This window comes from Paraburkholderia steynii, from assembly GCF_900100565.1.
Lineage (GTDB): Bacteria > Pseudomonadota > Gammaproteobacteria > Burkholderiales > Burkholderiaceae > Paraburkholderia > Paraburkholderia terrae.
Genome location: NZ_FNDI01000043.1, coordinates 19939 through 43912, shown reverse-complemented (window position 1 = coordinate 43912; position 23974 = coordinate 19939). Strand labels below are relative to the sequence as shown.

Sequence of the window (23974 nt, the reverse complement as noted above, 5' to 3'; positions counted from 1 at the left end):
CCGTGGACTATCTGGCACGGTATGCTGCAACGCGGATGCGTGAAGTGGGTGATGCGCTGGATTAGAGCGTTGGTAACGAACGCGAACAAGTAGGTTGCCGTGTGAGGTGTGGGACCGGTTGGGGGCCCTCAGGCAAACACAAGAACTGGCGGGGTGAGCCGCTTTCTTTTGCCTACTTTTCTTTGCGGCGGCAAAGAAAAGTAGGTGCCGCCCCGCACAGGGGCGACGCGTGAAGCTAGATAACAAATCGCGGATGCCAGCGAAAGCATAAACACCGTAACGCGGATGCCAGCGCAAAGCAAAGCGGACCACCCAGCGTCGCAGACAAAACAACCCACCCGGAGCATTCAATGATCGACATCTACAGCTGGGCAACACCCAACGGCCACAAGATCCACATCATGCTCGAGGAGACGAACCTCGAATACAAGGCCCACCCGATCAACATCGGCGCAGGCGATCAATTCACGCAAGAATTCCTGGCAATCAGCCCGAACAACAAAATCCCCGCCATAGTCGACAGCGACGGCCCGAAGCGCCCGGACGGCAAGCCATTCTCACTATTCGAATCCGGCGCAATCCTGATCTACCTGGCCGAAAAAAGCGGAAAGTTCTTGCCGACAGACCCAGCGGCCCGCTACGAAACCCTGCAATGGCTGATGTTCCAGATGGGCGGCATCGGCCCGATGCTCGGTCAGACACACCACTTCCGCGTCTACGCGCCGCAACCGATCGAATACGCGATCAACCGCTACACGAACGAAACAAAACGCCTGTACGGCGTAATGGACACCAAGCTCGGCAAGACGCGCTATCTGGCAGGCGACGACTACACCATCGCCGATATCGCCACGTTCCCGTGGACGCGTTCATGGCAAAACCAGGGCCTGCAAATCGACGAGTTCCCGAACGTGAAGCGCTGGCATGAAGATATCGCCGCCCGTCCCGCCGTGCAACGCGGCGTCGAAGTGCTCGCGTCGGCGCGCGTGCCGCTGATGGACGAAAAAGCGAAGGAAATACTGTTCGGCGCGACGCAGTACGCCAAGCACTGAGCATCGCGCGACGCTGGCGGATGCAACTAGAAATAGTGCCGCGTGATGAACTCCGCAATGCACACGGGACGCTCGCTGCCCTGCCGCTCGAGCGTCACATTCCACGCGATCTGCACGCCGCCCTCTTCGACATTCGTCACGCTCGCGACAACGAAGCTCGCGCGCAACTGTGACCCGACAGGCACGGGCGCCGTGAAGCGCACACGGTTGAGCCCGTAGTTGACACCCATGCGTTGCTCAAAACGAAACGTATCGACGAGCAACGCGGGGATCAGCGACAGCGTCAGAAAACCATGCGCAATGGGTCCGCCGAACGGCGACTCGCGCTTCGCGCGTTCGGGATCGACGTGAATCCATTGATGATCGCCCGTCGCCACCGCAAAACGATCGACGCTCGCCTGATCGACCTCGACCCACGCGCTCATGCGCGGCGACTGGCCAACGAGCGCGCGCACGTCGTCGGCCGAAGCGAGCGTCAGCTCGGGCGTCATGCGGCCGCTCCGGGATTGCGCAGCCCGAAGATCGCCTTCGAGCGCACGGTAATCACCAGTTCACCGTCCTGATTGAAACCCTGCCACTCCGTCGACACGATGCCACGATCCGGCTTGCTCGCCGACACGCGCTTGTCGAGCACGCTGTTCATCATCCGGATCGTGTCGCCGACGCGCACCGGCTTGAGCCAGCGCAAATCGTCGATGCCAGGCGAGCCCATCGATGTCGAGCCCGCCAGCACGTTGCGCACCAGCATGCCCATCATCACCGAGCACGTGTGCCAGCCGCTCGCGATCAGCGTGCCGTACGGCGATGCGGCAGCGCCCGTATCGCTGACGTGAAACGGCTGCGGATCGAACTGCTCCGCGAACCGGACGATCTCGTCGCGCGTGAACGTGTGCGAGCCGACTTCATACGACTTGCCGACTTCCATGTCCTCGTAGCTCAAACCCATCTTTCACCTCGTTTGCATGTGTTGGCGGCGGCGCTCATGCGTCGGCCGTTGCGAAGCCCGGCAGCGCGGCAAAGCGCGCCAGATGATGATCGACGTCGCCGAGCGTGGTTTCGATGATAGCGAGACGCTTGAACAGATGCGCGGCCGCGACCTCGTTGGTCACACCCATGCCGCCGTGCAGTTGCACCGCCTGCTGTCCGACGAAGCGCGCCGCTTGCCCCACGCGCACTTTTGCCGCCGATACCGCGCGGCGACGCTCGTCGACATCGTCGCTGCCGTATCGCACGGCGGCGAGATACGTCGCCGAGCGCGCCTGCTCGGTGTGGATGAGCATCTCGACCATCCGGTGCTGCAGCGCCTGAAAGCGCGCAATCGGCACGCCGAACTGCTGGCGCGTCTTCGTGTATTCGACGGTTGCGTGATTCAGCGCGTCGAGCGCGCCGATCGCCTCCGCGCACAGCAACACGACACCGTAATCTGCGATGTGCTCCAGCGCGGCCGCGCCCGCGTGCCTGCCGTTCAGCTTGCGCGCCGGCGTTGCGTTGAACGTAAGCGTCGCGGCGCGCTGGCCGTCGATCGTCCGATAGTCGGTGACCTGCGTGTTCGCCGCGTCGCGCGCAACGACGAACAGCGCAATCTCGCCATCGAGCCGCGCGGGAACGATCCAGTGATCGGCCTGCGCGCCATGCTGCACAACCGATTTCGTGCCGCTCAGCGCGTAACCGTTGCCCTCGCGCGTCGCCGTCGTGTCGATCGAAAAAAGATCGTAGCGCGCGTGGGGCTCATGGAAGGCGACGGCGAGCTTACTCTCGCCTTGCGCCGCACGTTCGAGCAACGCGGCATCCTCGCTGTCAGCCGTGCCGGACAGCCGCAGCGCCTCGATACCGACAGCCGTCGACCAGTACGGCTCGACGACAATCGCGCGCCCCAGTTCCTGCATCACAACCAGCATATCGACCGCACCGCCGTCGAAGCCGCCTTGCGCTTCAGGCACGGGCAACGCGGTCAGGCCCAGCTCGGCAAACGCCGACCAATGCTCGTCCGATACGCCCGCTTCCGTTCGCACGATCGCCTGTCGCGCCTCGAAGCCGTACTGCTTGTCGAGATAACGGCGCAGCGCGTCCGCGAATTGCTGTTGTTCGTCGGTGAAATTGAAGTTCATGCGCCGCTCCTCACAGTCCGAGAATCATCTGCGCGATGATGTTCTTTTGAATTTCGTTCGAGCCACCGTAGATCGATGTCTTGCGGTAGTTGAAGTAGTACGCGGCAAGCGGCGCGGCATCGTCGTCGCCCGCGATGCTGTGCGCGCGTTCGCCTTCGAGGAACGGCACGTCGAACGGCGCGGCGAGCGGCCCGACGGCTTCGAACATCAGCTCCGTCAAACCCTGCTGCACTTCCGTGCCCTTGATCTTCAACATCGACGCCTCCGGCCCCGGCCCGCGTCCGCCCGCTTCATTCGCGACCACGCGATGCACCGTCACTTCGAGCGCCATCAATTCGATTTCGAGGCTCGCGACCTTTGCGGCGAACAGCGGATCGAGCAGCAAGGGCTTGCCGTTCTTCTTCTGATTCAGCGCGATGCGCTTGAGGAACGCGAGTTCGCGTTTCGACTGCCCGACGCGCGCGATACCCGTCCGCTCGTGGCCGAGCAGATATTTCGCATAAGTCCAGCCGCGGTTCTCGTCGCCGACGAGGTTTTCGACGGGGACCTTTACGTCTTCGAAGAACACTTCGTTGACTTCGTGATCTTCGTCGAGCGTGATGATGGGGCGCACGGTGATGCCCGGCGTCTTCATGTCGATCAGCAGGAAGGAAATGCCCTCCTGCTTTTTCGCGCCGCTGTCGGTACGCACAAGGCAGAACATCATGTCGGCGTGCTGGCCGAGCGTCGTCCAGGTCTTCTGGCCGTTGACGACGTAATGATCGCCGACCCGCTCGGCGCGCGTGCGCAGCGATGCCAGATCGGAGCCCGAACCCGGCTCCGAATAGCCCTGGCACCACCAGTCGGTGCCGTCGAGAATACGCGGCAAGTAGTGGCGCTTTTGCGCTTCGCTGCCGTACTTCATCAGCACGGGCGCGACCATCGATACACCAAACGGCAGCACCGTCGGCGCGCCGAGCTGGGCGCACTCCTCGTCCCAGATATGGCGCTGCGTCGCGTTCCAGTCCGGGCCGCCATATTCGGCAGGCCATGCAGGCGCCGACCAGCCGCGTTGGCCGAGCAGCTTGTGCCAGCTCGCGAAGTCATCGCGATTCAGGCGCTTGTGATTGAGAACTTTGTCGCGCAGCTCGTCAGGCAGATTCGCTTCGAGCCAGGCGCGGATGTCGGCGCGAAATGCGTCGTCGGCGGGGGAATAATTCAGGTCCATGCGCAGTGTCTCCTGGCCGCGGCCTAGCGCCGCCAGGAGCACTGCAAGCAATGGTTATTGCAGCGGCTCTTTCAGTGCGGCGGGTACAGGCAGCGGCATCACATCGATGCCTTCTTCGACGAGGGCTCGCGCATCCTCAGGCGTCGTGACGCCCCGGATACTGCGAGCAGGCGCTTCGTTGTAGTGAATGCGCCGTGCTTCCTCGGCAAAGCGGTCGCCCACGTTCTCGGTCTTTTCCAGCACCTCGCGCAGCGCGCGCATCACGTGCGCCTGCAGCTCGCCAGCGTCCGCCGCCGCTTTTTCCTTCGACGCGTTCGACGCGCTCGTCGCACCCGACAGATTCAGGCGCGGCGCCGACGGCAAACGGCTCACTTCCGTCGCCCCGCAGATGGGACATGCGACCAGCTTGCGGGACAACTGCGATTCGAAGTCATCGGCCGAAGCGAACCAGCCTTCGAACCGATGATCGTGCGGGCACTGTAGATCGAGGACCTTCATGTGGAATCAGGGCTTGCGTATGAGTTTAGCGCAAAATAGAAATTTGTGAACGGTCGTTCGCTAAATGCTTTTGCTTTTTTTACCGCCTGGACGGCGCGGTGGCGAACGAGAATCAGCCATTCTAGCGCGTTGGCGCGGGATGCGCCGACGCTCGAATGGCTGTGTATGACGAATGCCGGAAATGAAAAACGGCAGCGCAAGGCTGCCGTTTTCGTTGGATGCGGCGTCCCGCGAGCGTCAGTCCGCTTCTGGTGCATTCTCCGGCCACGCGCCCGACAGCAGCTTTTCCAGCCAGAACGTGCCGATGATCGTCTTCACGTCGCTCAACTGCCCCGTGCGCACCCATTCCGACACATCCGACACCTTCGCGATGAACGTCTCCAGGAACTCGCCGTCGTCGAGCTTGCGCTCGCCCGCCGTCAGACCACGCGCGACGTAGATGTCGATGAATTCCGTCGAGTACGAAATGATGGGGTGAACGCGCGTCAGATAGATGTATTCGCGCGCCGTGTAGCCGGTTTCTTCGAGCAGCTCGCGCTTGGCGCACGCCAGCGGATCTTCGTTCGGATCGAGCTTGCCAGCCGGATACTCGTACATCACCTTGCCCATCGCGTACCGGTACTGGCTTTCCATCAGCACGCGGCCGTCGTCGAACAGCGGGATCACCATCACGGCGCCGGGATGTTGCACGTATTCGCGCGTCGCCTGCTTGCCGTCGGGCAAGCGCACGGTATCGCATTTGACCGTCATGAACGGCCCTTGATAGGCGACTTCGCTCTTGATGCAGGTTTCTTTGAGTGCGGTGTCGTGATCGGGGAGTTCTGCCATGTGCGACCTCTTTGCGGCAAGAAGCGCGACGGCCGGAACCGTCAGCGCCGTTTGACGAGATATTGAAACGTGAAGCCCGGGAAGGCGAGCACGACGAACAGGCTGAACGTGACCGCGTAGAACTGCCAGCCTTGATCGAAGCGGTTGCCGGCGCGCGCTTCGAGCATGAAGCCGAGCGCGCCGACGATGAAATACAGCACGATCAGTTCGCCGAGCCTGAGCCACGCGCTTTTCTTCGTGGCCTTCAGCGGCATGACACCGAACAGCCGCTGATTCAGGAACGGCAGGTTGGCGCCGACGAGCGCCAACAGCACGATGAACCACCCCGCTGCCGACATTACAGCGGCAGAGTATGCGTAATCGCGTTCAGGCAGAGCGACATCAGCGGGCCCGGAACGATGCCGAGCACCAGCACGGCCACGCCGTTGAGCGCGAGCAGCGCGCGCTTGCAGGTATCGCCTGCGATCGGCGTCGTGTCGACAGCGTCGTCGAAGTACATCAGCTTGACGATGCGCAGGTAGTAGAACGCGCCGAACAGCGACGTGATCACCGCGAGCACCGCGAGCCACGTGAGGCCTGCGTTCATCGTCGCTTCGAGCACGGCTAGCTTCGCGTAGAAGCCGACCGTCGGCGGAATGCCGGCGAGCGAGAACATCAGCACCATCATCACGAATGCGAACACCGGGCTGCGCTGGTTGAGACCCTTGAAGTCGTCGAGCGTTTCAGCTTCGAAGTCGCGGCGTGCAAGCAGCATGACCACACCGAACGAGCCGAGCGTCGTCAGCAGATAGACGATGCTGTAGAACATCGCCGAGCCGTACGCGCTTGCTGCTGCGCCCGTCTTGCCGTCCACGACGCCCGCCAGCAGGCCGAGCAGCACGAAGCCCATGTTCGAGATCGCCGAGTACGCCAGCATCCGCTTGATGTTGCGCTGGACGATACCCGTGATGTTGCCGACGATCATCGACAGCGCGGCCAGAATGACGAGCATTTCCTGCCAGTCGACGGCGAGCGGCAGCAGACCCATCACCAGGAAGCGCAGGCCCCATGCAAATGCGGCAACCTTCGGACCGCCGCCGACGAGCATCGTCATCGCAGTCGGCGCGCCTTGATAGACGTCCGGCACCCACATGTGGAACGGCACGGCGCCCATCTTGAACGCGATACCCGCGACGATGAAGATCACGCCGAACAGCAGCACGACATCATTGATGTGACCGGAAGCCACGGCCTTCAGCACTTCGTTCAGTTCGAGCGAACCCGTCGCGCCGTAGAGCATCGAGATGCCGTACAGCAGGAAACCCGAAGCCAGCGCGCCCAGCACGTAGTACTTCATCGCGGCTTCGTTCGACGGCGCGTGTTCGCGGCGCAGCGCGATCACGGCGTACAGCGACAGCGACATCAGTTCCAGACCGAGGTACAGCGTCAGGAAGTTGTTGCCGGAGATCATCACCAGCTGGCCGAGCAGCGAGAACATGCCGAGCAGGAAGAAGTTGCCCTCATACAGGCCGCGATCTTCCAGATACTTGCGCGAGTAGACGATCGACACCGCGTAGCCCAGCGACACCACCGCCTTCATCACGTTGGCGAACGGGTCCACCACGTACATGCGCGAGAAGTAGTATTGCGGCCCGGTGCCCGAGAAGGCATCGATGGCGAACCAGATGCCTGCCACGACCGTGGAAATCAGCGCGATGAAATACGTCGTGCGGCGGCTGTTCGGGCCAACGAACGTGTCGATAAGCCACGCAACGACGATAGCGGTCATCACTAGCGCGTCGGGTAACAGGGCGGTCATAGGTGCGTTTTGCATGATCTTTAAATTCCTCCGCTTCGCATTACTGCGACAGCGGCAGCTTCGACTGCGCAACGTGGGACAGAAGGTTCTCCACCGACACGTGCATTACTTCGGTAAAGGGCTTCGGGTAGATGCCCATGTACAGCGTCAACGCGGCGAGCACGCCCAACATGAAGAACTCGCGGCGATTGATGTCGACGAGGTTCTTCACGTGATCGTTCACCACCGCGCCGAAGTACACGCGCTTGTACATCCACAACGTATAGGCCGCGCCGAGAATCAGCGTGACGGCCGCACCGAACGCGATCCAGAAGTTGTACTGGACAGCGGCCAGAATCACCATGAACTCGCCGACGAAGCCGGAGGTGCCCGGCAGGCCGCAGTTCGCCATCGAGAACAGCATCACGAGCGCCGCGAACTTCGGCATCGTGTTGACGACGCCGCCGTAGTCGGCGATCTGACGCGAGTGCATGCGGTCATACAGCACACCGATGCAAAGGAACATCGCGCCCGACACGAAGCCGTGCGAGATCATCTGCACGATCGCGCCTTCCGTACCGAGTTGGTTGAAGATGAAGAAGCCGAGCGTGACGAAGCCCATGTGCGCGATCGACGAGTACGCAACCAGCTTCTTCATGTCGGCCTGCACCATCGCGACGAGACCGATATAGACGACGGCGATCAGCGACAGCGTGATGACGACGGGCGCGAGCAAGTGGCTCGCATCCGGCGCGATAGGCAGCGAGAAGCGCAGGAAACCGTATGCGCCGAGCTTCAGCATGATCGCGGCCAGCACGACCGAGCCGCCCGTCGGCGCTTCCACGTGCGCGTCCGGCAACCACGTGTGGACAGGCCACATCGGCACCTTGACGGCGAACGCGAGGAAGAACGCGATGAACAGCAGCACCTGCGGCGTCATCGACAGCTTCGCGGCGTGCCACGTTGCCAGATCGAACGTGCCCGTCTGCGTGTACAGATACAACAGGCCGACCAGCATCAGCAGCGAGCCCATCAGCGTGTACAGGAAGAACTTGAACGCCGCGTACACGCGGTTCGCCCCGCCCCACACGCCGATGATGATGTACATCGGGATCAGCGTCGCTTCGAAGAACACGTAGAACAGCATGCCGTCGGCCGACGAGAACACGCCGACCATGATGCCCGACAGGATCAGGAACGATGCCAGATACTGCGCGACGTTCTTCGTGATCACTTCCCATGCTGCGATCACGACGATCACCGTGATCAGCGCCGTCAACACGACGAACCACATCGCAATACCGTCGATGCCGAGGTGGTACGTGATGTTGAAGCGCTCGATCCAGTTAGCCTTTTCTTCGAACTGCAATGCTGCCGTACTCGTGTCGAAATCCGTCATCAACGGGATCGTCACGATGAAACTCAACACCGACCCGATCAGCGCAATCCATCGCGCCGGACCGGGATTGCGATCTGAACCGATGGCCAGAACCACCAGGCCGAAAATAATCGGCATCCAGATCGCGATACTCAGAATCGGAAACGTCGTGTGCATGAGAAATGTCTCCAGCCTGTTTTTTATTTGCCGCCGAGCGTTACAAACAGGGTCAGGAGCCCCAGCATGCCGATGATCATGGCGAATGCGTAGTGGTAGATGTAACCCGATTGCAGGAAACGGATCACGCTCGCAAACCAGCCGATAAAGCGCGCGCTCCCGTTGACAATACCGTCGATGACCACGATGTCGCCTTCCTTCCACAGCCCACGGCCGATGGCCACTGCGCCGCGTGCGAACACGACTTCGTTGATCTTGTCCATGTAGTACTTGTTATCCAGCAGCGTGTAGATCGGACCGAAACCACGCTTGATGACGGCGGGGAGATCCGGACGCTTCAGGTACAGGAACCACGAGACCACTACCCCAGCCAGCGCCAGCCACACGGGCAAGCCCGACGCGGCGTGCAGACCCATCGAGGCCCAGCCCTGGAATTCTTCCGCCATCTCGTGCAGCGCCGGATGGTTTTCGCCGATGAAGATCACCTTCTCGAACGCCACGCCGTGCTGGAAGAAATCGCCGTACAGCATCGGGCCGATTGCGATCGCGCCGATCACGATAGACGGAATGGCGAGCAGCACCAGCGGCAGCCAGACGACCCACGGCGTTTCGTGCGGTTCGTGAGCGTGATGGTCGTCATGACCGTGGCCGTGATCGTCGTGATGGCCGTGGCCGTGCGCCGTTGCTTCCGCACCCAGCGGCGAATCAGGATGCTTCGGACCGCGGAAGCGCTCTTCTCCGTGGAACACCATGAAGTACATACGGAACGAGTACAGCGCCGTGACGAACACGCTCGCGACGACCGCGAAGTACGCGAAGCCCGAACCCGGCAGATGCGAAAGCTTCACCGCGTCGATGATCGAATCTTTCGAGTAGAAGCCCGAGAAGAAAGGCGTACCGATCAGCGCGAGCGAACCAACCAGCGACGTGATCCATGTGATGGGCATGTACTTGCGCAGACCGCCCATGTTGCGCATGTCCTGATCATGGTGCATGCCGATGATCACGGAACCCGCGCCGAGGAACAGCAGCGCCTTGAAGAACGCGTGCGTCATCAGGTGGAACACGGCGACGGGGTAAGCCGACACGCCGAGCGCAACCGTCATGTAGCCGAGCTGCGACAGCGTCGAGTAAGCGACGACGCGCTTGATGTCGTTCTGCACGACGCCGAGGAAACCCATGAACAGCGCCGTGATCGCGCCGATCACCGTGATGAACGACAGTGCCGAGTCCGACAGTTCGAACAGCGGCGACATACGCGTCACCATGAAGATACCGGCCGTCACCATGGTTGCCGCGTGAATCAGTGCGGAGATCGGCGTCGGGCCTTCCATCGAGTCGGGCAGCCACACGTGCAGCGGGAACTGCGCGGACTTACCCATCGCGCCGATGAAGAGGCAAATACACGCGACGGTCAGCAGGCCCCAGTCGGTGCCCGGGAAGCTCAGCGAGGCCAGCTCATGGCTCTTCGCGAACACGTCGCCGTAGTTCATCGAGCCGCCATACGCGAGGATCAGACCGATGCCGAGAATGAAGCCGAAGTCGCCCACGCGGTTGACGATGAACGCCTTCATGTTCGCGTAGATCGCGCTTTCACGCTTGAAGTAGAAGCCGATCAGCAGGTACGACACGAGACCCACCGCTTCCCAGCCGAAGAACAGCTGCAAGAAGTTGTTGCTCATCACGAGCATCAGCATCGAGAACGTGAACAGCGAGATGTACGAGAAGAAGCGCTCGTAGCCTGTTTCCTCGTCGGCCATGTAGCCGATCGTGTAGACGTGTACCATCAGCGACACGAAGGTCACCACGCACATCATCATCGCCGTAAGCGTGTCGACGAGGAAGCCGACTTCGAACTTCACCTTGCCGACCGTCATCCATTCGTACACGGTCGCGTTGAAGCTCGCGCCGTGGAGCACATCGAGAAACACGATGCACGAAAGCACGAACGAAATCGCGACGCCGAGAATCGTGACCGAGTGCGCACCGGCACGTCCCACCGTCTTGCCGAAGAGCCCCGCAATCAGCGAGCCGGCCAGCGGTGCAAGCGCTACCGCCAGCAACAGGTTTTCATTGAGTGTCGTTGACATAACAGCCTGTGCCTGAAGTTAACCTTTGAGCTGATCGAGATCCTCGACATTGATCGTGTCGAGGCTACGGAACAGGGTCACCAGAATTGCAAGACCGATCGCCGCTTCCGCTGCCGCAACCGTCAGCACGAAGAAAACGAAGATCTGGCCATGCACATCGCCGAGATAATGCGAGAACGCGACGAAGTTCGTGTTGACCGCCAGCAGCATCAGTTCGATTGCCATCAGGATGATGATGACGTTGCGACGGTTCAGGAAAATGCCAACGATGCTGATCGCGAACAGGATCGCGCCGAGCACGAGGTAATGGGCAAGGGACAACATATTTTTCTCCTCCTGAGCTCAGCTGTTCTTGCCGGCGCCAGCGTCGCCAGCAACAATTTCAGGTTCAGCCGGACTTTCCTTTTCCGCTGCCATCTTGACCACGCGCACGCGGTCCTGGGCGCGCACCTTCACCTGATCCGACACGCGCTGGCGCTTGCTGTCCTTGCCGTGACGCGTGGTCAGCGCAATCGCCGCGATGATCGCGACCAGCAGCACGAGGCCGGCCACTTCGAACGCGAAGATGTAGTCGGTGTAAATGACCTTGCCGATCAGGCGCGTGTTCGACCAGTCGGCAGCGCCTGCGACAGCAGCCGTCGTGTCGCGCACGGGTTGAACCGTCGCGCCGTAGCCGTGCCAGAGAATCAGCGCCGTCTCGATCACGATGATCGCGCCCACCACGGTCGCCATCGGTACGAAGCGTTTGAAGTCACGCCGCAGCACGTCGAGATTGATGTCCAGCATCATCACGACGAACAGGAACAGCACCATCACCGCGCCGACGTACACCAGCACCAGCAGGATCGCGAGGAATTCCGCCTGCAGCAGCATCCAGATCGCGGCCGCGTTGAAGAACGCGAGCACGAGGAACAACGCGGACGCCACCGGGTTGCGCGAAGTGATCACCTTCAGCCCTGACACCGTCAGGAGTAGCGCGAAGATGTAGAACAGTACGGTCGTGAAGTCCATGATTACCGATTCATCGTTAGGCCATCGTCAGGCTTGGTGCTTTGGCGCGCGTCGTCTTCTGCCTGTATTGCGTGACGCGGCGCCAGAGCGGTCTGGCAGCGTCGCGCGGTCTTGTGCCTGCCGGACCGCGCGCCGTCGAACTGCTGTTTCAACCTATCAACGATAGGGTGCGTCGGCTGCCTTGTTTGCAGCGATTTCCGTTTCGTAACGGTCGCCGACTGCCAGCAACATGTCCTTCGTGAAGTACAGATCGCCGCGCTTTTCGCCGTGATACTCAAGGATGTGTGTTTCGACGATCGAATCGACCGGGCAGCTTTCTTCGCAGAAGCCGCAGAAAATGCACTTGGTCAGGTCGATGTCGTAGCGCGTCGTGCGGCGCGTGTTGTCCGCGCGCGTTTCCGATTCGATCGTGATCGCGAGCGCCGGGCACACTGCTTCGCACAGCTTGCACGCGATGCAGCGCTCTTCGCCGTTTTCGTAGCGGCGCAGCGCGTGCAGGCCACGGAAACGCGGCGAGATCGGGGTCTTCTCTTCCGGGAACTGCACAGTGATCTTGCGCTGGAACGTGTAACGTCCCGTCAGCGCGAGGCCCTTGAGCAGCTCGGTCAGAAAGAAGGTCTTGAAGAAGTTTTGGATTGCGGTCATGGTTCGTCCGCCCTTTAGTTCCAGATATTCAACGGCGACATGATCCAGAAGCCGACCACCACGACCCAGATCACGGTGACAGGCAGGAACACCTTCCAGCCCAGACGCATGATCTGGTCATAGCGGTAACGCGGGAACGTCGCGCGCACCCAGATGAATACCGACAGCAGGAAGAAGACTTTCAGGACCAGCCAGAAAATGCCGGGGATGAACGACAGGAATTCGAACGGTGCGCTCCAGCCGCCCAGGAACATGACCGAGGCCAACGCCGAGATCACGATCATGTTGATGTACTCGGCGAGGAAGAACAGCGCGAACGCCATGCCCGAGTAATCGATCATGTGGCCGGCAACGATTTCCGACTCGCCCTCCACCACGTCGAACGGGTGGCGGTTCGTTTCGGCGATGCCCGACACGAAGTACACGACGAAGGCCGGCAGCAGCGGCAGCCAGTTCCACGACAGGAAAGTCACGCCGTGGCTGGCGAAGATGCCACGCATCTGCGAGCCGACGATGTCCGACAGGTTCAGCGAGCCCGCCGTCATCAGCACGACGACGAGCGCGAAGCCCATCGAGATTTCATACGACACCATCTGCGCCGCCGCGCGCATCGCGCCGAGGAAGGCGTACTTCGAGTTCGACGCCCAGCCGGCCAGAATCACACCGTACACGCCGATCGACGAAATCGCGATGGCGTACAGCAGACCGGCGTTGATGTCGCCGAGCACGGCGCCTGCCTGGAACGGAATCACCGCCCACACCGCGAACGCAGGGACCACCACCATCACCGGGGCGATCAGGTAGATCCAGCGGCTAGCCTGGGTCGGCTGAATGACTTCCTTCAGCAGCAGCTTCAGCACGTCGGCGATCGGTTGCAGCAGACCGGCGGGGCCGACACGGTTCGGCCCGAGACGCACGTGCATCCAGCCGATCAGCTTACGTTCCCACAGGATCAGGTAAGCCACGCACAGCAGGATCGCGACGGCCACCACCAGGATGCGCACCAGCGCCCACACCGTGGGCCATGCCACGCCGAGAATCTCGGTGCCGCCCGCGTTGATCGATTCGAACAAGGTCATTTACGCCTTCTCCACCACCAGTTCACCGAACAGGCTGCCCAGCGCTGCACCGGCAGGCGTAGCCGCCGACACGCGGACGACCGTCTCCGCAAGATTCGCATCACGCACGGCGGGTATCTGCACCGAGCGATCGCCCTGACGAACGCGCACGGCGTCGCCTTCCTTCAAACCCAGCTTGTCGAACAGCGCGGCAGGCAACCCCACCGAGTTGGCGGCACGCGCGGCTGCCGTCAGATGCAGCGATTCCGCACGTCGTACGAGCTGATCGGCGTGGTAGATCGGCACGTCAGCGATGCGCTCGAACGTGCCTTCCGCGGCCTTCGCGCCGTTGCTGCGCGCGACGCTTGCCGACGTCTTGTTCGACAGGCGCGGCGTGAGGTCGCCATCGCCCAGTGCCACGGCGCGCACCTGCTCCGCTGTATCGTAGTCGAAGCCCGACGCGCCGAGCAGGTTGCCCAGCACGCGCAGCACCTTCCATGCGGGACGCGCATCGCCGAGCGGACGCACGACGCCGTTGAACATCTGCACCGTGCCTTCTGCGTTGACGAAGGTGCCGGCCGTTTCCGTGTACGGCGCGATCGGCAGCAGGACGTCCGCGTATTCGGCGCCCGTCTGGAACGGCGACATCACGACGACCATTTCCGCCTGGTTCAGCGCGGCAAGCGCCTGCGCCGGGTTGGCCGTATCGAATTCCGGTTCGAGGTTCAGCAGCACGTAGCCCTTGCGCGGCTGTTCGAAGACTTCGCGAGCATTCAGGCCACCCTCGCCCGGCAATGCGCCGACGAGATGCGCACCGACCGTGTTCGCCGCTTCCGTCAGGAAGCCGAGCGTAGCGCCCGTCGATTCGGCGATCCATTGAGCCGCTGCGTGGATACGCGCGAACTCCGGATGCTGGACCGCGCCGTTACCGAGCAGCACGACGCGCGTTTCACCGGCGCCAAGTGCAGCGGCCGTCTTCTTTGCGGCATCCGTTGCCGTCGCGCCTGCGAAGGCCTCCGGCAGCGCCACGCCCTTCGCTTCCGACACGGCAGCAGCGATGCCCGCCAGTTCGTTCAACCACGCCGACGGCGCAGCAGCGATGCGTGCAGCTTGCGGGATCAGCGCGTCGTCGCGCGTCGCCTGCAGCAGCGTGATCTTTGCGCCGCCCTTCGCGGCCTGGCGCAGACGTGCTGCGAACAGCGGATGGTCGCGGCGCAGCGACGAGCCGATCACGAGCGCGCTGTCGAGCATCGACAGGTTGGCGATCGACGTACCGAGCCACGGCGTTCCGTTTGCAGCGGCCGAGAAATCCGTCTGACGCAGACGGAAATCGACGTTCGGCGTACCAACGGCTTGCGCAACCTGCTTGAGCAGGAACAGTTCTTCGACTGTGCTGTGCGCGCTGCCGAGTGCGGCAATCGCGTTCGCGCCATGGTCAGCCGAGATGCCCTTCAGACCCTTGACGACGTATTCGAGCGCCGTCTGCCAGTCCGTCTCGATCCACTGACCGTTTTGCTTGAGCATCGGACGCGTCAGACGTTCCGGGCTGTTCAGGCCTTCGTACGAGAAACGGTCCTTGTCCGAAATCCAGCATTCGTTGATGGCTTCGTTTTCGAACGGCAGAACGCGCATCACGCGGTTGTTCTTCACTTGCACCACGAGGTTCGCGCCGACGGAATCGTGCGGGCTCACCGACTTGCGGCGCGACAGTTCCCACGTACGGGCGCTGTAGCGGAACGGCTTGCTGGTCAGCGCGCCGACCGGGCACAGGTCGATCATGTTGCCCGACAGTTCGGAGTCGACCGTCTTGCCGACGAACGACGTGATTTCCGAATGCTCGCCGCGGCCCAGCATGCCGAGTTCCATCACGCCGGCGACTTCTTCGCCGAAGCGGACGCAACGCGTGCAGTGAATGCAGCGCGACATTTCTTCCATCGAGATCAGCGGGCCGACGTTCTTGTGGAACACGACGCGCTTCTCTTCGCTATAACGCGACGACGACTTGCCGTAACCGACGGCCAGATCCTGCAGCTGACATTCGCCGCCCTGGTCGCAGATCGGGCAATCGAGCGGATGGTTGATCAGCAGGAATTCCATCACGGATTGCTGACCCTTCACCGCCTTTTCCGACTTCGTGCGCACGATCATGCCCGCCGACACCGGCGTTGCGCATGCAGGCACGGCCTTCGGCATCTTCTCGACATCGACGAGACACATCCGGCAGTTGGCCGCAATCGACAGTTTCTTGTGATAGCAGAAGTGAGGAATGTAGGTATCGACCTTATGCGCAGCCTGAATAATCATGCTGCCTTCGGCCACCTCTACTTTCTTGCCGTCTATTTCAAGTTCAACCATGATGGTCAATCTTCCTTAACCTGTTACCGCTCAATCGTTCGCCCGCTCGCCGCTACACAGCGGCGGCACCCGCGTTTGACTCTGGCTCACGTCGGCCTTGTATCGGCCTCGCATTGACCTCTTAAGCGGCGACCGTTTCCGTGGCCGCCGCCGCGCCGGCATGACCGCCGACGACGCAACGCTTGTTGGCGACGTGATACTCGAATTCGTCCCAGTAGTGCTTGAGCATGCCCCGCACCGGCATCGCTGCCGCATCACCGAGCGCGCAGATCGTGCGGCCCATGATGTTCTCGGCGACCGAGTTCAGCAGATCCAGATCTTCCTTGCGGCCCAGACCGTGCTCGATACGATGCACGACGCGATACAGCCAGCCCGTGCCTTCACGGCACGGCGTACACTGACCGCACGACTCTTCGTAATAGAAGTACGACAGGCGCAGCAGCGAGCGCACCATGCAGCGCGTCTCGTCCATCACGATGACGGCGCCCGAACCCAGCATCGAACCCTGCTTCGCGATCGAGTCGTAGTCCATGTCGGTCTGCATCATCAGGTCGCCCGGAATCACGGGTGCCGACGAACCGCCAGGAATCACGGCCTTGATCTTCTTGCCACCGCGCATGCCGCCCGCGAGGTCCAGCAGCGTCGCGAACGGCGTGCCGAGCGGGACTTCGTAGTTGCCCGGACGCTCGACGTCGCCCGACACCGAGAAAATCTTCGTGCCGCCGTTGTTCGGCTTGCCCATCTCGAGGTAGTTCTGCGGGCCGACAGCCAGCAGGAACGGCACGGCTGCGAAGGTTTCCGTGTTGTTGATCGTGGTCGGCTTGCCGTACACGCCGAAGCTCGCCGGGAAAGGCGGCTTGAAGCGCGGTTGGCCCTTCTTGCCTTCCAGCGATTCGAGCAGCGCGGTTTCTTCGCCGCAGATGTACGCGCCATAACCGTGGTGCGCGTGCAGCTGGAACGAGAAGCCCGAGCCCATGATGTTGTCGCCGAGGAAGCCCGCTGCGCGCGCTTCTTCGAGGGCTTCTTCGAAGCGTCGATAGGTTTCGAAGATTTCGCCGTGAATGTAGTTGTAGCCGACCGAGATGTTCATCGCGTACGCGCCGATGATCATGCCTTCGATCAGCGAGTGCGGATTCCAGCGCAGGATGTCGCGGTCTTTGAACGTGCCCGGTTCGCCTTCGTCCGAATTGCAGACGAGGTACTTCTGCCCCGGGAACTGGCGCGGCATGAAGCTCCACTTCAGGCCGGTCGGGAAGCCCGCACCGCCACGGCCACGCAGACCCGAAGCCTTGACGTCGGCGATCACCTGCTCGGGCGGAATCTTTTCTTCAAGGATACGGCGCAGCTGCTTGTAGCCGCCGCGCTCGACGTAGTCCTGAAGATGCCAGTTATCGCCGTTCAGACCGGCGAGAATCAGCGGCTTGATGTGACGATCGTGTAAAGACGTCATTTCGAAAGTTCCTCGAGGAGCTGGTCGATCTTCTCGCGGCTCATGAAGCTGCACATACGATGGTTGTTCACGAGCAACACGGGCGCATCACCGCACGAACCCATGCATTCGCCCTCTTTGAGGGTGAATTTGCCGTCCGCGGTGGTTTCGCCGAAGTCGATACCGAGCTTCTGCTTCAGATAGTCGGCGGCGCTGTCCGAACCGCCATCGGGACCGAGCTGGCACGGCAGGTTCGTGCAGAGCGTGATCTTGTATTTGCCGACGGGCGATGTCTCATACATCGTGTAGAAGGTCGCAACCTCCTGCACGGCGACGGCCGGCATGCCGAGATAGTCCGCGACGAACTGCATGAGTTCGGGCGACAGCCAGCCAAGCTCTTCCTGGCCGACCGCCAACGCCGACATAACGGCGGACTGTTTCTGATCGGCGGGATACTTGGCGATCGCGCGATCGATTTCTTTCAGGCCTTCAGCTGAGATCATTTTCAGACACGACTCTTTCAATTCCTACCGAACGAAAACCTGTCGCGCACTGCGTGTTGCGACAGACCCGGCGTTCCTTTGCTTGACGCGCGCTCCGCTTCTCATGCTTTATCGGCTACGTGAGCGCGTGCCTTGATGAAAACCGCTTGCGACGATCGCGTTAGCGATCGACTTCACCGAACACGATGTCCTGTGTCCCGATGATCGTCACGGCGTCCGCGATCATGTGGCCGCGCGCCATTTCGTCGAGCGCGGACAGATGGGCATAACCCGGCGCGCGAATCTTGAGGCGGTACGGCTTGTTCGCGCCATCCGACACCAGATAGATGCCGAACTCGCCCTTCGGATGCTCGACAGCGGCATACGCTTCGCCTTCCGGCACATGGAAGCCTTCCGTGAAGAGCTTGAAGTGGTGAATCAGCTCTTCCATGTTCGACTTCATGCCCACACGCGACGGCGGCGCGATCTTGTGATTGTCGGTCATCACAGGACCAGGATTCTTACGCAGCCATTCAATGCACTGTTTCGCGATCCGCGTGGATTGACGCATTTCTTCGACGCGCACCAGATAGCGGTCGTAGCAGTCGCCATTCACGCCGACGGGAATGTCGAAATCCATCTGGTCGTACACTTCGTACGGCTGCTTCTTGCGCAAATCCCACTCGATGCCCGAACCGCGCAGCATCGCGCCCGTCATGCCCAGTTGCAGCGCGCGCTCCGGACTCACGACGCCGATGCCAACCAGACGCTGCTTCCAGATGCGGTTGTCGGTGAGCAGCGTTTCGTACTCGTCGACGCACTTCGGGAAGCGATTGAAGAAGTCTTCGATGAAGTCGAGCAGCGAGCCCTGACGGGTCTCGTTCATCTTCGACAAGGCCTTCGCATTGCGGATCTTCGATGCCTTGTACTGCGGCATCGCGTCCGGCAGATCGCGATACACACCACCCGGACGATAGTACGCCGCGTGCATCCGTGCGCCGGACACCGCTTCATACACGTCCATCAGGTCTTCGCGCTCGCGGAAGGCGTAGAGGAACACGGCCATCGCGCCGACGTCGAGCGCGTGCGCACCGATCCACATCAGGTGGTTCAGCACGCGCGTGACTTCGTCGAACAGCACGCGGATGTATTTCGCACGGATGGGCACATCGATGCCGAGCAGCTTTTCGATGGCCAACACGTAGCCGTGCTCGTTGACCATCATCGACACATAGTCGAGGCGGTCCATGTACGGCACGGACTGAATGAAAGTCTTGGTTTCCGCGAGCTTTTCAGTCGCGCGATGCAGCAGGCCGATGTGCGGATCGGCGCGCTGGATCACTTCGCCGTCGAGTTCGAGCACGAGGCGCAGCACGCCGTGCGCTGCCGGGTGCTGCGGGCCGAAGTTGAGCGTGTAGTTCTTGATCTCTGCCATGGCGTTCTCTTAGTGTTTCAGGCCGCCATAGCGATCCTCGCGGATCACGCGCGGCGTGATTTCCCGAGGCTCGATCGTCACCGGCTGATAGACGACGCGCTTCTCTTCCGGGTCGTAACGCATTTCGACGTAACCGGAGACAGGGAAATCCTTGCGGAACGGGTGACCGATGAAACCGTAATCGGTCAGGATGCGGCGCAGGTCCGGGTGGCCTTCGAAGACGATGCCGTACAGGTCGAACGCTTCGCGCTCGTACCAGTTGGCCGAACTCCAGATGTCGACGACCGACGCGACGAGCGGCACTTCGTCGTCCGGCGCGAACACACGCACGCGCAGGCGCCAGTTGTTCGACACGGACAGCAGATGCAGGACGGCGGCAAAACGCGGACCTTCGTAAGCGCCTTCACCGTAGGTTTGATAGTCGATACCGCAGAGGTCGATCAACTGCTCGAAACGCAGCGTCGCGTCGTCGCGCAGACGCTTCACCACTTCGAGGTAATCGCCTGCCTTCACGACGATGGTCAGCTCACCGATCGATTCGGTGATGCTCGTCAGGCGGCCGCCAAAGGCCGCCTCGAGGTTCGCTTTGAGAGTCTCGAGTTTGCTTGCCATATTGTGGGGAGGCTTGGGCTTTTATTGACGGGCGATGGTGTTGGTCCGGCGGATCTTCGCCTGCAACTGGATCACGCCGTACACCAGCGCTTCAGCTGTGGGCGGACAGCCCGGCACGTACACATCGACAGGCACGATACGGTCACAGCCACGCACCACCGAGTACGAATAGTGATAGTAGCCGCCGCCGTTCGCGCACGAACCCATCGAGATCACCCAACGCGGCTCGGCCATCTGGTCGTACACCTTGCGCAGCGCAGGTGCCATCTTGTTGCACAGCGTGCCGGCGACGATCATCACGTCCGACTGACGCGGACTCGGACGAAACACCACGCCGAAACGGTCAAGGTCATAACGGGCAGCGCCCGCATGCATCATCTCGACCGCGCAACACGCGAGACCGAACGTCATCGGCCACAGCGAACCGGTACGCGTCCAGTTGATCAGCTTGTCAGCCGTGGTGGTGACAAACCCTTCCTTCAAGACCCCTTCGATACTCATTTGTTTTCCACTCCAGACAGGCGGCGAGCCATCGCCACCTACACATACCGGCGATTAACCCGTCATTCCCAGTCGAGACCACCTTTCTTCCAGATATAGGCGAAGCCCAACAGGAATTCGAGCAGAAAAATCATCATCGAGATGAAGCCGGGCCAGCCGATATCGCGCAGGGCCACGCCCCACGGGAACAGGAATGCCGTTTCAAGGTCGAAAATGATGAAGAGAATGGCGACCAGGTAGTAGCGCACATCGAACTTCATGCGCGCATCTTCGAATGCCTCGAAGCCGCACTCGTACGGCGCGTTCTTTTCGGTGTCCGGTCGATTCGGACCGAGGATCTTGCCAATACTGACCAGTGCTACGCCTAAACCGGTGCCCACGAGGAGAAACAACAAGACGGGGAAATAGGCTGCGAGGTTCAAAGTATCCTCAATCGGTTGGTTCTGAGTGACGTCAGGAGACGTTGACTACGCTGAACAACCCCTGACGCGAAACACTTCGGGATGCTTGATGTTGAAAGCCCACAGCAAACACCACCTCAGAAGTGAAAATGCCAGCCGAAGCTGAAGCAAGCGGCTGGCATTAGATAACATTGGTGCCGACGGCGAGACTCGAACTCGCACAGCTTTCGCCACTACCCCCTCAAGATAGCGTGTCTACCAATTTCACCACGTCGGCACTGTCTGCAATCCGGGAAAACAACTTGTAAAACCCGCGAATCGCTTTAAGACTTGAATTGTAACCCGGCCAAACAGTTTGTTCAACGCACAAACGTGTTTTTCCCGAAAATTTATTTCGGCACGTCTTGGCCTGGCGCAGAAGCTGCAGACGCAGCAATTGAAGCCGATGCATTAGCCGGTGCCGAAGCGCCAGGAGCAACCGATGCAGCAACAGGTGCCGTTGCCGGCATGCTACCCAGGACGCCCGCCGAAAGCTTCGAGTGATAAGCGCCGAGGTACGTCAGTGTCAACGTGGTGACGAAGAACACAGCTGCCAGTATCGCAGTGGTACGTGACAGAAAATTAGCAGAGCCTGTCGCGCCGAAGAGACTGCCCGATGCACCGCTACCAAAAGCGGCGCCCATATCGGCACCTTTGCCGTGCTGCAGAAGCACGAGGCCGATGACGCCAAGCGCCGACAGCAACTGCACGACAATGATCAACGTTTTCAAATACAGCATCACACTCACCTGAGTCTTTATTTAACCGCACAGCACGACATGCTGCACGCAATGGGTCATCCTCGCCCGGGCACTCTGCCTTGATGCTCAGCGCGCGGCCGTTGCCGCGACAGCTGCCGTGCAGATTGCCAGGAAATCCTTGTCCTTCAGCGACGCGCCACCAATCAGGCCACCATCGATATCCGGCTGGCTGAACAGGTCTTCCGCGTTCTCCGGCTTCACGCTGCCGCCATACAGCAACGGCACGTCGGCGGCATCGCCGCCCTTTGCGACGAGACGCGCGCGCAGGAACGCGTGAACGTCCTGTGCCTGCTGCGCCGTCGCGCTCTTGCCAGTGCCAATTGCCCACACAGGCTCATACGCGACCACGAGGCGAGCCGCCTCTTCCACCGACAGCTTCACGAGCACTGCATCCAGTTGCTCACCAACGATCTGCTCGGTCTTGCCACCCTCGCGCTCTTCAAGCGTTTCGCCGACACAGACGATCGGCGTCAAACCTGCTTCGAGCGCACGCTGCGTCTTCACAGCGACGATCTCGGGGCTTTCGCGATGATACGCACGACGCTCCGAATGCCCGACGATCGCGTACGACGCGCCAAACTCGGCAGCCATTTCAGCCGCGACCTCGCCGGTAAACGCGCCTTGCGTATGCGCGGAGATATCCTGCACACCCCACGCAACGCGGCCGCTTTCGAGCAGCGTTTGCGCCTGCGCCAGATACGGGCACGGCACGCACACGCCGACTCGCACATCGTCCGGAAGATCTTCGGCGCCGCGCGATACCGCCTGCAGCAGCACGCGGTTATCAGCCAGCCGGCCGTGCATCTTCCAGTTACCGACTACCAGTTTTGCTCGTTGATTCGCCATCGTCTCGCTCGTTTTATCGTGGTACGGGTGAAGAACGCGTCCGCTTCGTCGGCGCTCGGTACCCGCTCCGCATGCAAAAACCATGCAGAACGCGCAAAACACGCGATTTTACTGTGTGCTGACAGACTGGGTCAAACTCAATTAAACGACCGCTGTCAAGCACCCGCGCCCCAATTCAACACGATCTTGCCGACGTGCGTGCTGCTCTCCATCAGCTCGTGCGCCTGCGCAGCCTCGGCAGCGGGGAACACCTTGAAGATCACCGGCTTGATCGTGCCGTCTTCGAGATGCGGCCAGACGCGCTCTTTCAGTTGCGCCGCAATCTTCGCCTTGAACTCGATAGGCCGCGGACGCAGCGTCGACCCAGTAACCGTGAGCCGGCGACGCAGAATGTCGTTCAGATTCACTTCCGCCTTCGCCCCGCCCAGCAGCGCGATGATGCAGAGACGACCGCCGTCGGCGAGCGCCTTCAGTTCACGCGGCACGTAGCTGCCCGCCACCATGTCGAGGATGACGTCGACGCCACGGTCGTTCGTGAGCGACTTGATCACCTCGACGAAATCTTCCGTCTTGTAGTTGATCGCCCGCTCGGCGCCGATTTCCTCGCATGCGCGGCACTTCTCGTCGGTGCCAGCCGTCGCGAACACGCGAAAGCCGAGCGCATGCGCAATCTGGATTGCCGTCACGCCAATGCCACTCGAGCCGCCCTGCACGAGAAACGTTTCGTTCTCGCCGCCCTCGCCTCTGCCGAGCATCGCACGGTCAAAAACATTGCTCCAGACCGTGAAAAATGTCTCGGGCAACGCAGCTGCTTCGATATCGGAGAAACCCTTCGGGACGGGCAGGCATTGCAGCAGCGGCACGGTGGCATATTCCGCATACCCGCCGCCCGCCATCAGCGCGCACACGCGATCGCCGATCTTCAGACCGAACGGATTGCGCTTCTCGTCGATGTTTCCGCCGACGATTTCGCCCGCCACTTCCAGCCCCGGCAGGTCCGATGCGCCCGGCGGCGGTGCATAGCCGCCTTTACGCTGGAACACGTCCGGGCGGTTCACGCCCGACGCGGACACCTTGATCAGGACTTCACCCGCTTTCGGTTCGGGCATCGGCCGCTCGGCGAGCTTCAAGACTTCCGGCGCACCGAATTCGGTGATTTCGATTGCGTTCATCGTCGTCTCTCCCAGGTCTGGATTGCGCTGCAAACCGGCCGTGCAAACCCGTTCGCACTGCAATCCACCCTACATGAAAAACGGCCGGAGCGCAGTTGCACTACCGGCCGTT

At 61.3% G+C, this 23974-nt stretch carries 25 protein-coding genes and 1 tRNA gene; 1 reads left to right on the top strand and 25 read right to left on the bottom strand.

The annotated features are described in order from the left end of the window. Window positions 1–350 precede the first annotated feature (350 nt). Window positions 351–1052, top strand: coding sequence for a glutathione binding-like protein (locus BLT65_RS42050; RefSeq protein WP_091789937.1), 702 nt, complete (start codon window positions 351–353; stop codon window positions 1050–1052). A gap of 26 nt (window positions 1053–1078) precedes the next feature. Here BLT65_RS42050 and BLT65_RS42045 read toward each other — a convergent pair whose 3' ends face one another. The 25 genes from BLT65_RS42045 to BLT65_RS41925 form a co-directional block, all read right to left on the bottom strand. Beyond that, the gene (locus BLT65_RS42045) at window positions 1079–1543 is read right to left on the bottom strand and encodes a MaoC family dehydratase (RefSeq protein WP_091789935.1); all 465 of its coding nucleotides are present in this window, start codon (window positions 1541–1543) and stop codon (window positions 1079–1081) included. Further along, a complete protein-coding gene (locus tag BLT65_RS42040) occupies window positions 1540–1998 on the bottom strand; it encodes a MaoC family dehydratase (RefSeq protein ID WP_042314707.1) in 459 nt (152 codons plus the stop codon). Before BLT65_RS42040 ends, BLT65_RS42045 begins: the two co-directional genes overlap by 4 nt. Window positions 1999–2032: 34 nt before the next feature. Next, complete coding sequence (locus BLT65_RS42035) at window positions 2033–3160, bottom strand: acyl-CoA dehydrogenase family protein (RefSeq protein WP_091789933.1); 1128 nt, start codon at window positions 3158–3160, stop codon at window positions 2033–2035. Window positions 3161–3170: 10 nt separating this feature from the next. Then, a complete protein-coding gene (locus BLT65_RS42030; protein WP_042314729.1) occupies window positions 3171–4367 on the bottom strand; it encodes an acyl-CoA dehydrogenase family protein in 1197 nt (398 codons plus the stop codon). Window positions 4368–4421: 54 nt separating this feature from the next. Continuing rightward, complete coding sequence (locus BLT65_RS42025; RefSeq protein WP_042314709.1) at window positions 4422–4865, bottom strand: DUF1178 family protein; 444 nt, start codon at window positions 4863–4865, stop codon at window positions 4422–4424. 237 nt (window positions 4866–5102) lie between these two features. After that, the gene (locus tag BLT65_RS42020; RefSeq protein WP_036003845.1) at window positions 5103–5693 is read right to left on the bottom strand and encodes an NUDIX domain-containing protein; all 591 of its coding nucleotides are present in this window, start codon (window positions 5691–5693) and stop codon (window positions 5103–5105) included. Between the two features lie 41 nt (window positions 5694–5734). Next, window positions 5735–6031, bottom strand: a complete 297-nt coding sequence (locus BLT65_RS42015) for a DUF2818 family protein (protein WP_091789931.1) — start codon at window positions 6029–6031, stop codon at window positions 5735–5737. Continuing rightward, a complete protein-coding gene (gene nuoN, locus BLT65_RS42010) occupies window positions 6031–7506 on the bottom strand; it encodes an NADH-quinone oxidoreductase subunit NuoN (protein WP_091789929.1) in 1476 nt (491 codons plus the stop codon). The genes BLT65_RS42015 and nuoN overlap by 1 nt, the downstream gene beginning before the upstream one ends. Before the next feature lie 25 nt (window positions 7507–7531). After that, on the bottom strand, window positions 7532–9025 hold the full coding sequence (locus tag BLT65_RS42005; RefSeq protein ID WP_091789927.1) for an NADH-quinone oxidoreductase subunit M: 1494 nt from the start codon (window positions 9023–9025) through the stop codon (window positions 7532–7534). 23 nt (window positions 9026–9048) lie between these two features. Next, entirely contained in the window at window positions 9049–11115 is a 2067-nt protein-coding gene (gene nuoL, locus BLT65_RS42000) for an NADH-quinone oxidoreductase subunit L (protein WP_091789925.1), read from the bottom strand. Between the two features lie 18 nt (window positions 11116–11133). After that, window positions 11134–11439 carry an NADH-quinone oxidoreductase subunit NuoK gene (nuoK, locus tag BLT65_RS41995; protein WP_007588140.1) on the bottom strand — a complete coding sequence of 102 codons (306 nt, stop codon included), beginning with the start codon at window positions 11437–11439 and terminating at the stop codon, window positions 11134–11136. An 18-nt stretch (window positions 11440–11457) separates the two neighbouring features. Continuing rightward, window positions 11458–12126 carry an NADH-quinone oxidoreductase subunit J gene (locus BLT65_RS41990; protein WP_091789923.1) on the bottom strand — a complete coding sequence of 223 codons (669 nt, stop codon included), beginning with the start codon at window positions 12124–12126 and terminating at the stop codon, window positions 11458–11460. 156 nt (window positions 12127–12282) lie between these two features. Beyond that, a complete protein-coding gene (gene nuoI, locus BLT65_RS41985; protein WP_007588142.1) occupies window positions 12283–12771 on the bottom strand; it encodes an NADH-quinone oxidoreductase subunit NuoI in 489 nt (162 codons plus the stop codon). A gap of 14 nt (window positions 12772–12785) precedes the next feature. After that, window positions 12786–13850, bottom strand: a complete 1065-nt coding sequence (nuoH, locus tag BLT65_RS41980; protein ID WP_042314715.1) for an NADH-quinone oxidoreductase subunit NuoH — start codon at window positions 13848–13850, stop codon at window positions 12786–12788. Beyond that, window positions 13851–16184 (bottom strand): NADH-quinone oxidoreductase subunit NuoG, encoded by a 2334-nt coding sequence (gene nuoG / locus BLT65_RS41975; protein WP_091789920.1) that lies wholly within the window; start codon window positions 16182–16184, stop codon window positions 13851–13853. Between the two features lie 121 nt (window positions 16185–16305). After that, window positions 16306–17634: an NADH-quinone oxidoreductase subunit NuoF gene (gene nuoF / locus BLT65_RS41970; RefSeq protein WP_042314717.1), complete on the bottom strand. Its 1329-nt coding sequence runs from the start codon at window positions 17632–17634 to the stop codon at window positions 16306–16308. Beyond that, complete coding sequence (nuoE, locus tag BLT65_RS41965; RefSeq protein WP_091789918.1) at window positions 17631–18116, bottom strand: NADH-quinone oxidoreductase subunit NuoE; 486 nt, start codon at window positions 18114–18116, stop codon at window positions 17631–17633. The genes nuoF and nuoE overlap by 4 nt, the downstream gene beginning before the upstream one ends. 160 nt (window positions 18117–18276) lie before the next feature. After that, window positions 18277–19530 (bottom strand): NADH-quinone oxidoreductase subunit D, encoded by a 1254-nt coding sequence (locus BLT65_RS41960; protein ID WP_042314718.1) that lies wholly within the window; start codon window positions 19528–19530, stop codon window positions 18277–18279. 9 nt (window positions 19531–19539) lie between these two features. Next, window positions 19540–20142, bottom strand: a complete 603-nt coding sequence (locus BLT65_RS41955) for an NADH-quinone oxidoreductase subunit C (protein WP_091789915.1) — start codon at window positions 20140–20142, stop codon at window positions 19540–19542. 21 nt (window positions 20143–20163) lie between these two features. After that, window positions 20164–20643, bottom strand: a complete 480-nt coding sequence (locus BLT65_RS41950) for a NuoB/complex I 20 kDa subunit family protein (protein ID WP_006052903.1) — start codon at window positions 20641–20643, stop codon at window positions 20164–20166. A gap of 62 nt (window positions 20644–20705) precedes the next feature. Next, window positions 20706–21065: an NADH-quinone oxidoreductase subunit A gene (locus BLT65_RS41945; protein ID WP_007588164.1), complete on the bottom strand. Its 360-nt coding sequence runs from the start codon at window positions 21063–21065 to the stop codon at window positions 20706–20708. Between the two features lie 171 nt (window positions 21066–21236). Next, window positions 21237–21321: transfer RNA gene (locus tag BLT65_RS41940), tRNA-Leu, on the bottom strand. A gap of 112 nt (window positions 21322–21433) precedes the next feature. Beyond that, window positions 21434–21823, bottom strand: coding sequence for a preprotein translocase subunit SecG (gene secG / locus BLT65_RS41935; protein ID WP_091789912.1), 390 nt, complete (start codon window positions 21821–21823; stop codon window positions 21434–21436). A gap of 87 nt (window positions 21824–21910) precedes the next feature. Then, complete coding sequence (tpiA, locus tag BLT65_RS41930; RefSeq protein WP_091789910.1) at window positions 21911–22690, bottom strand: triose-phosphate isomerase; 780 nt, start codon at window positions 22688–22690, stop codon at window positions 21911–21913. A gap of 155 nt (window positions 22691–22845) precedes the next feature. Beyond that, window positions 22846–23862, bottom strand: a complete 1017-nt coding sequence (locus BLT65_RS41925) for an NAD(P)H-quinone oxidoreductase (RefSeq protein ID WP_042314722.1) — start codon at window positions 23860–23862, stop codon at window positions 22846–22848. Window positions 23863–23974: the final 112 nt, after the last annotated feature.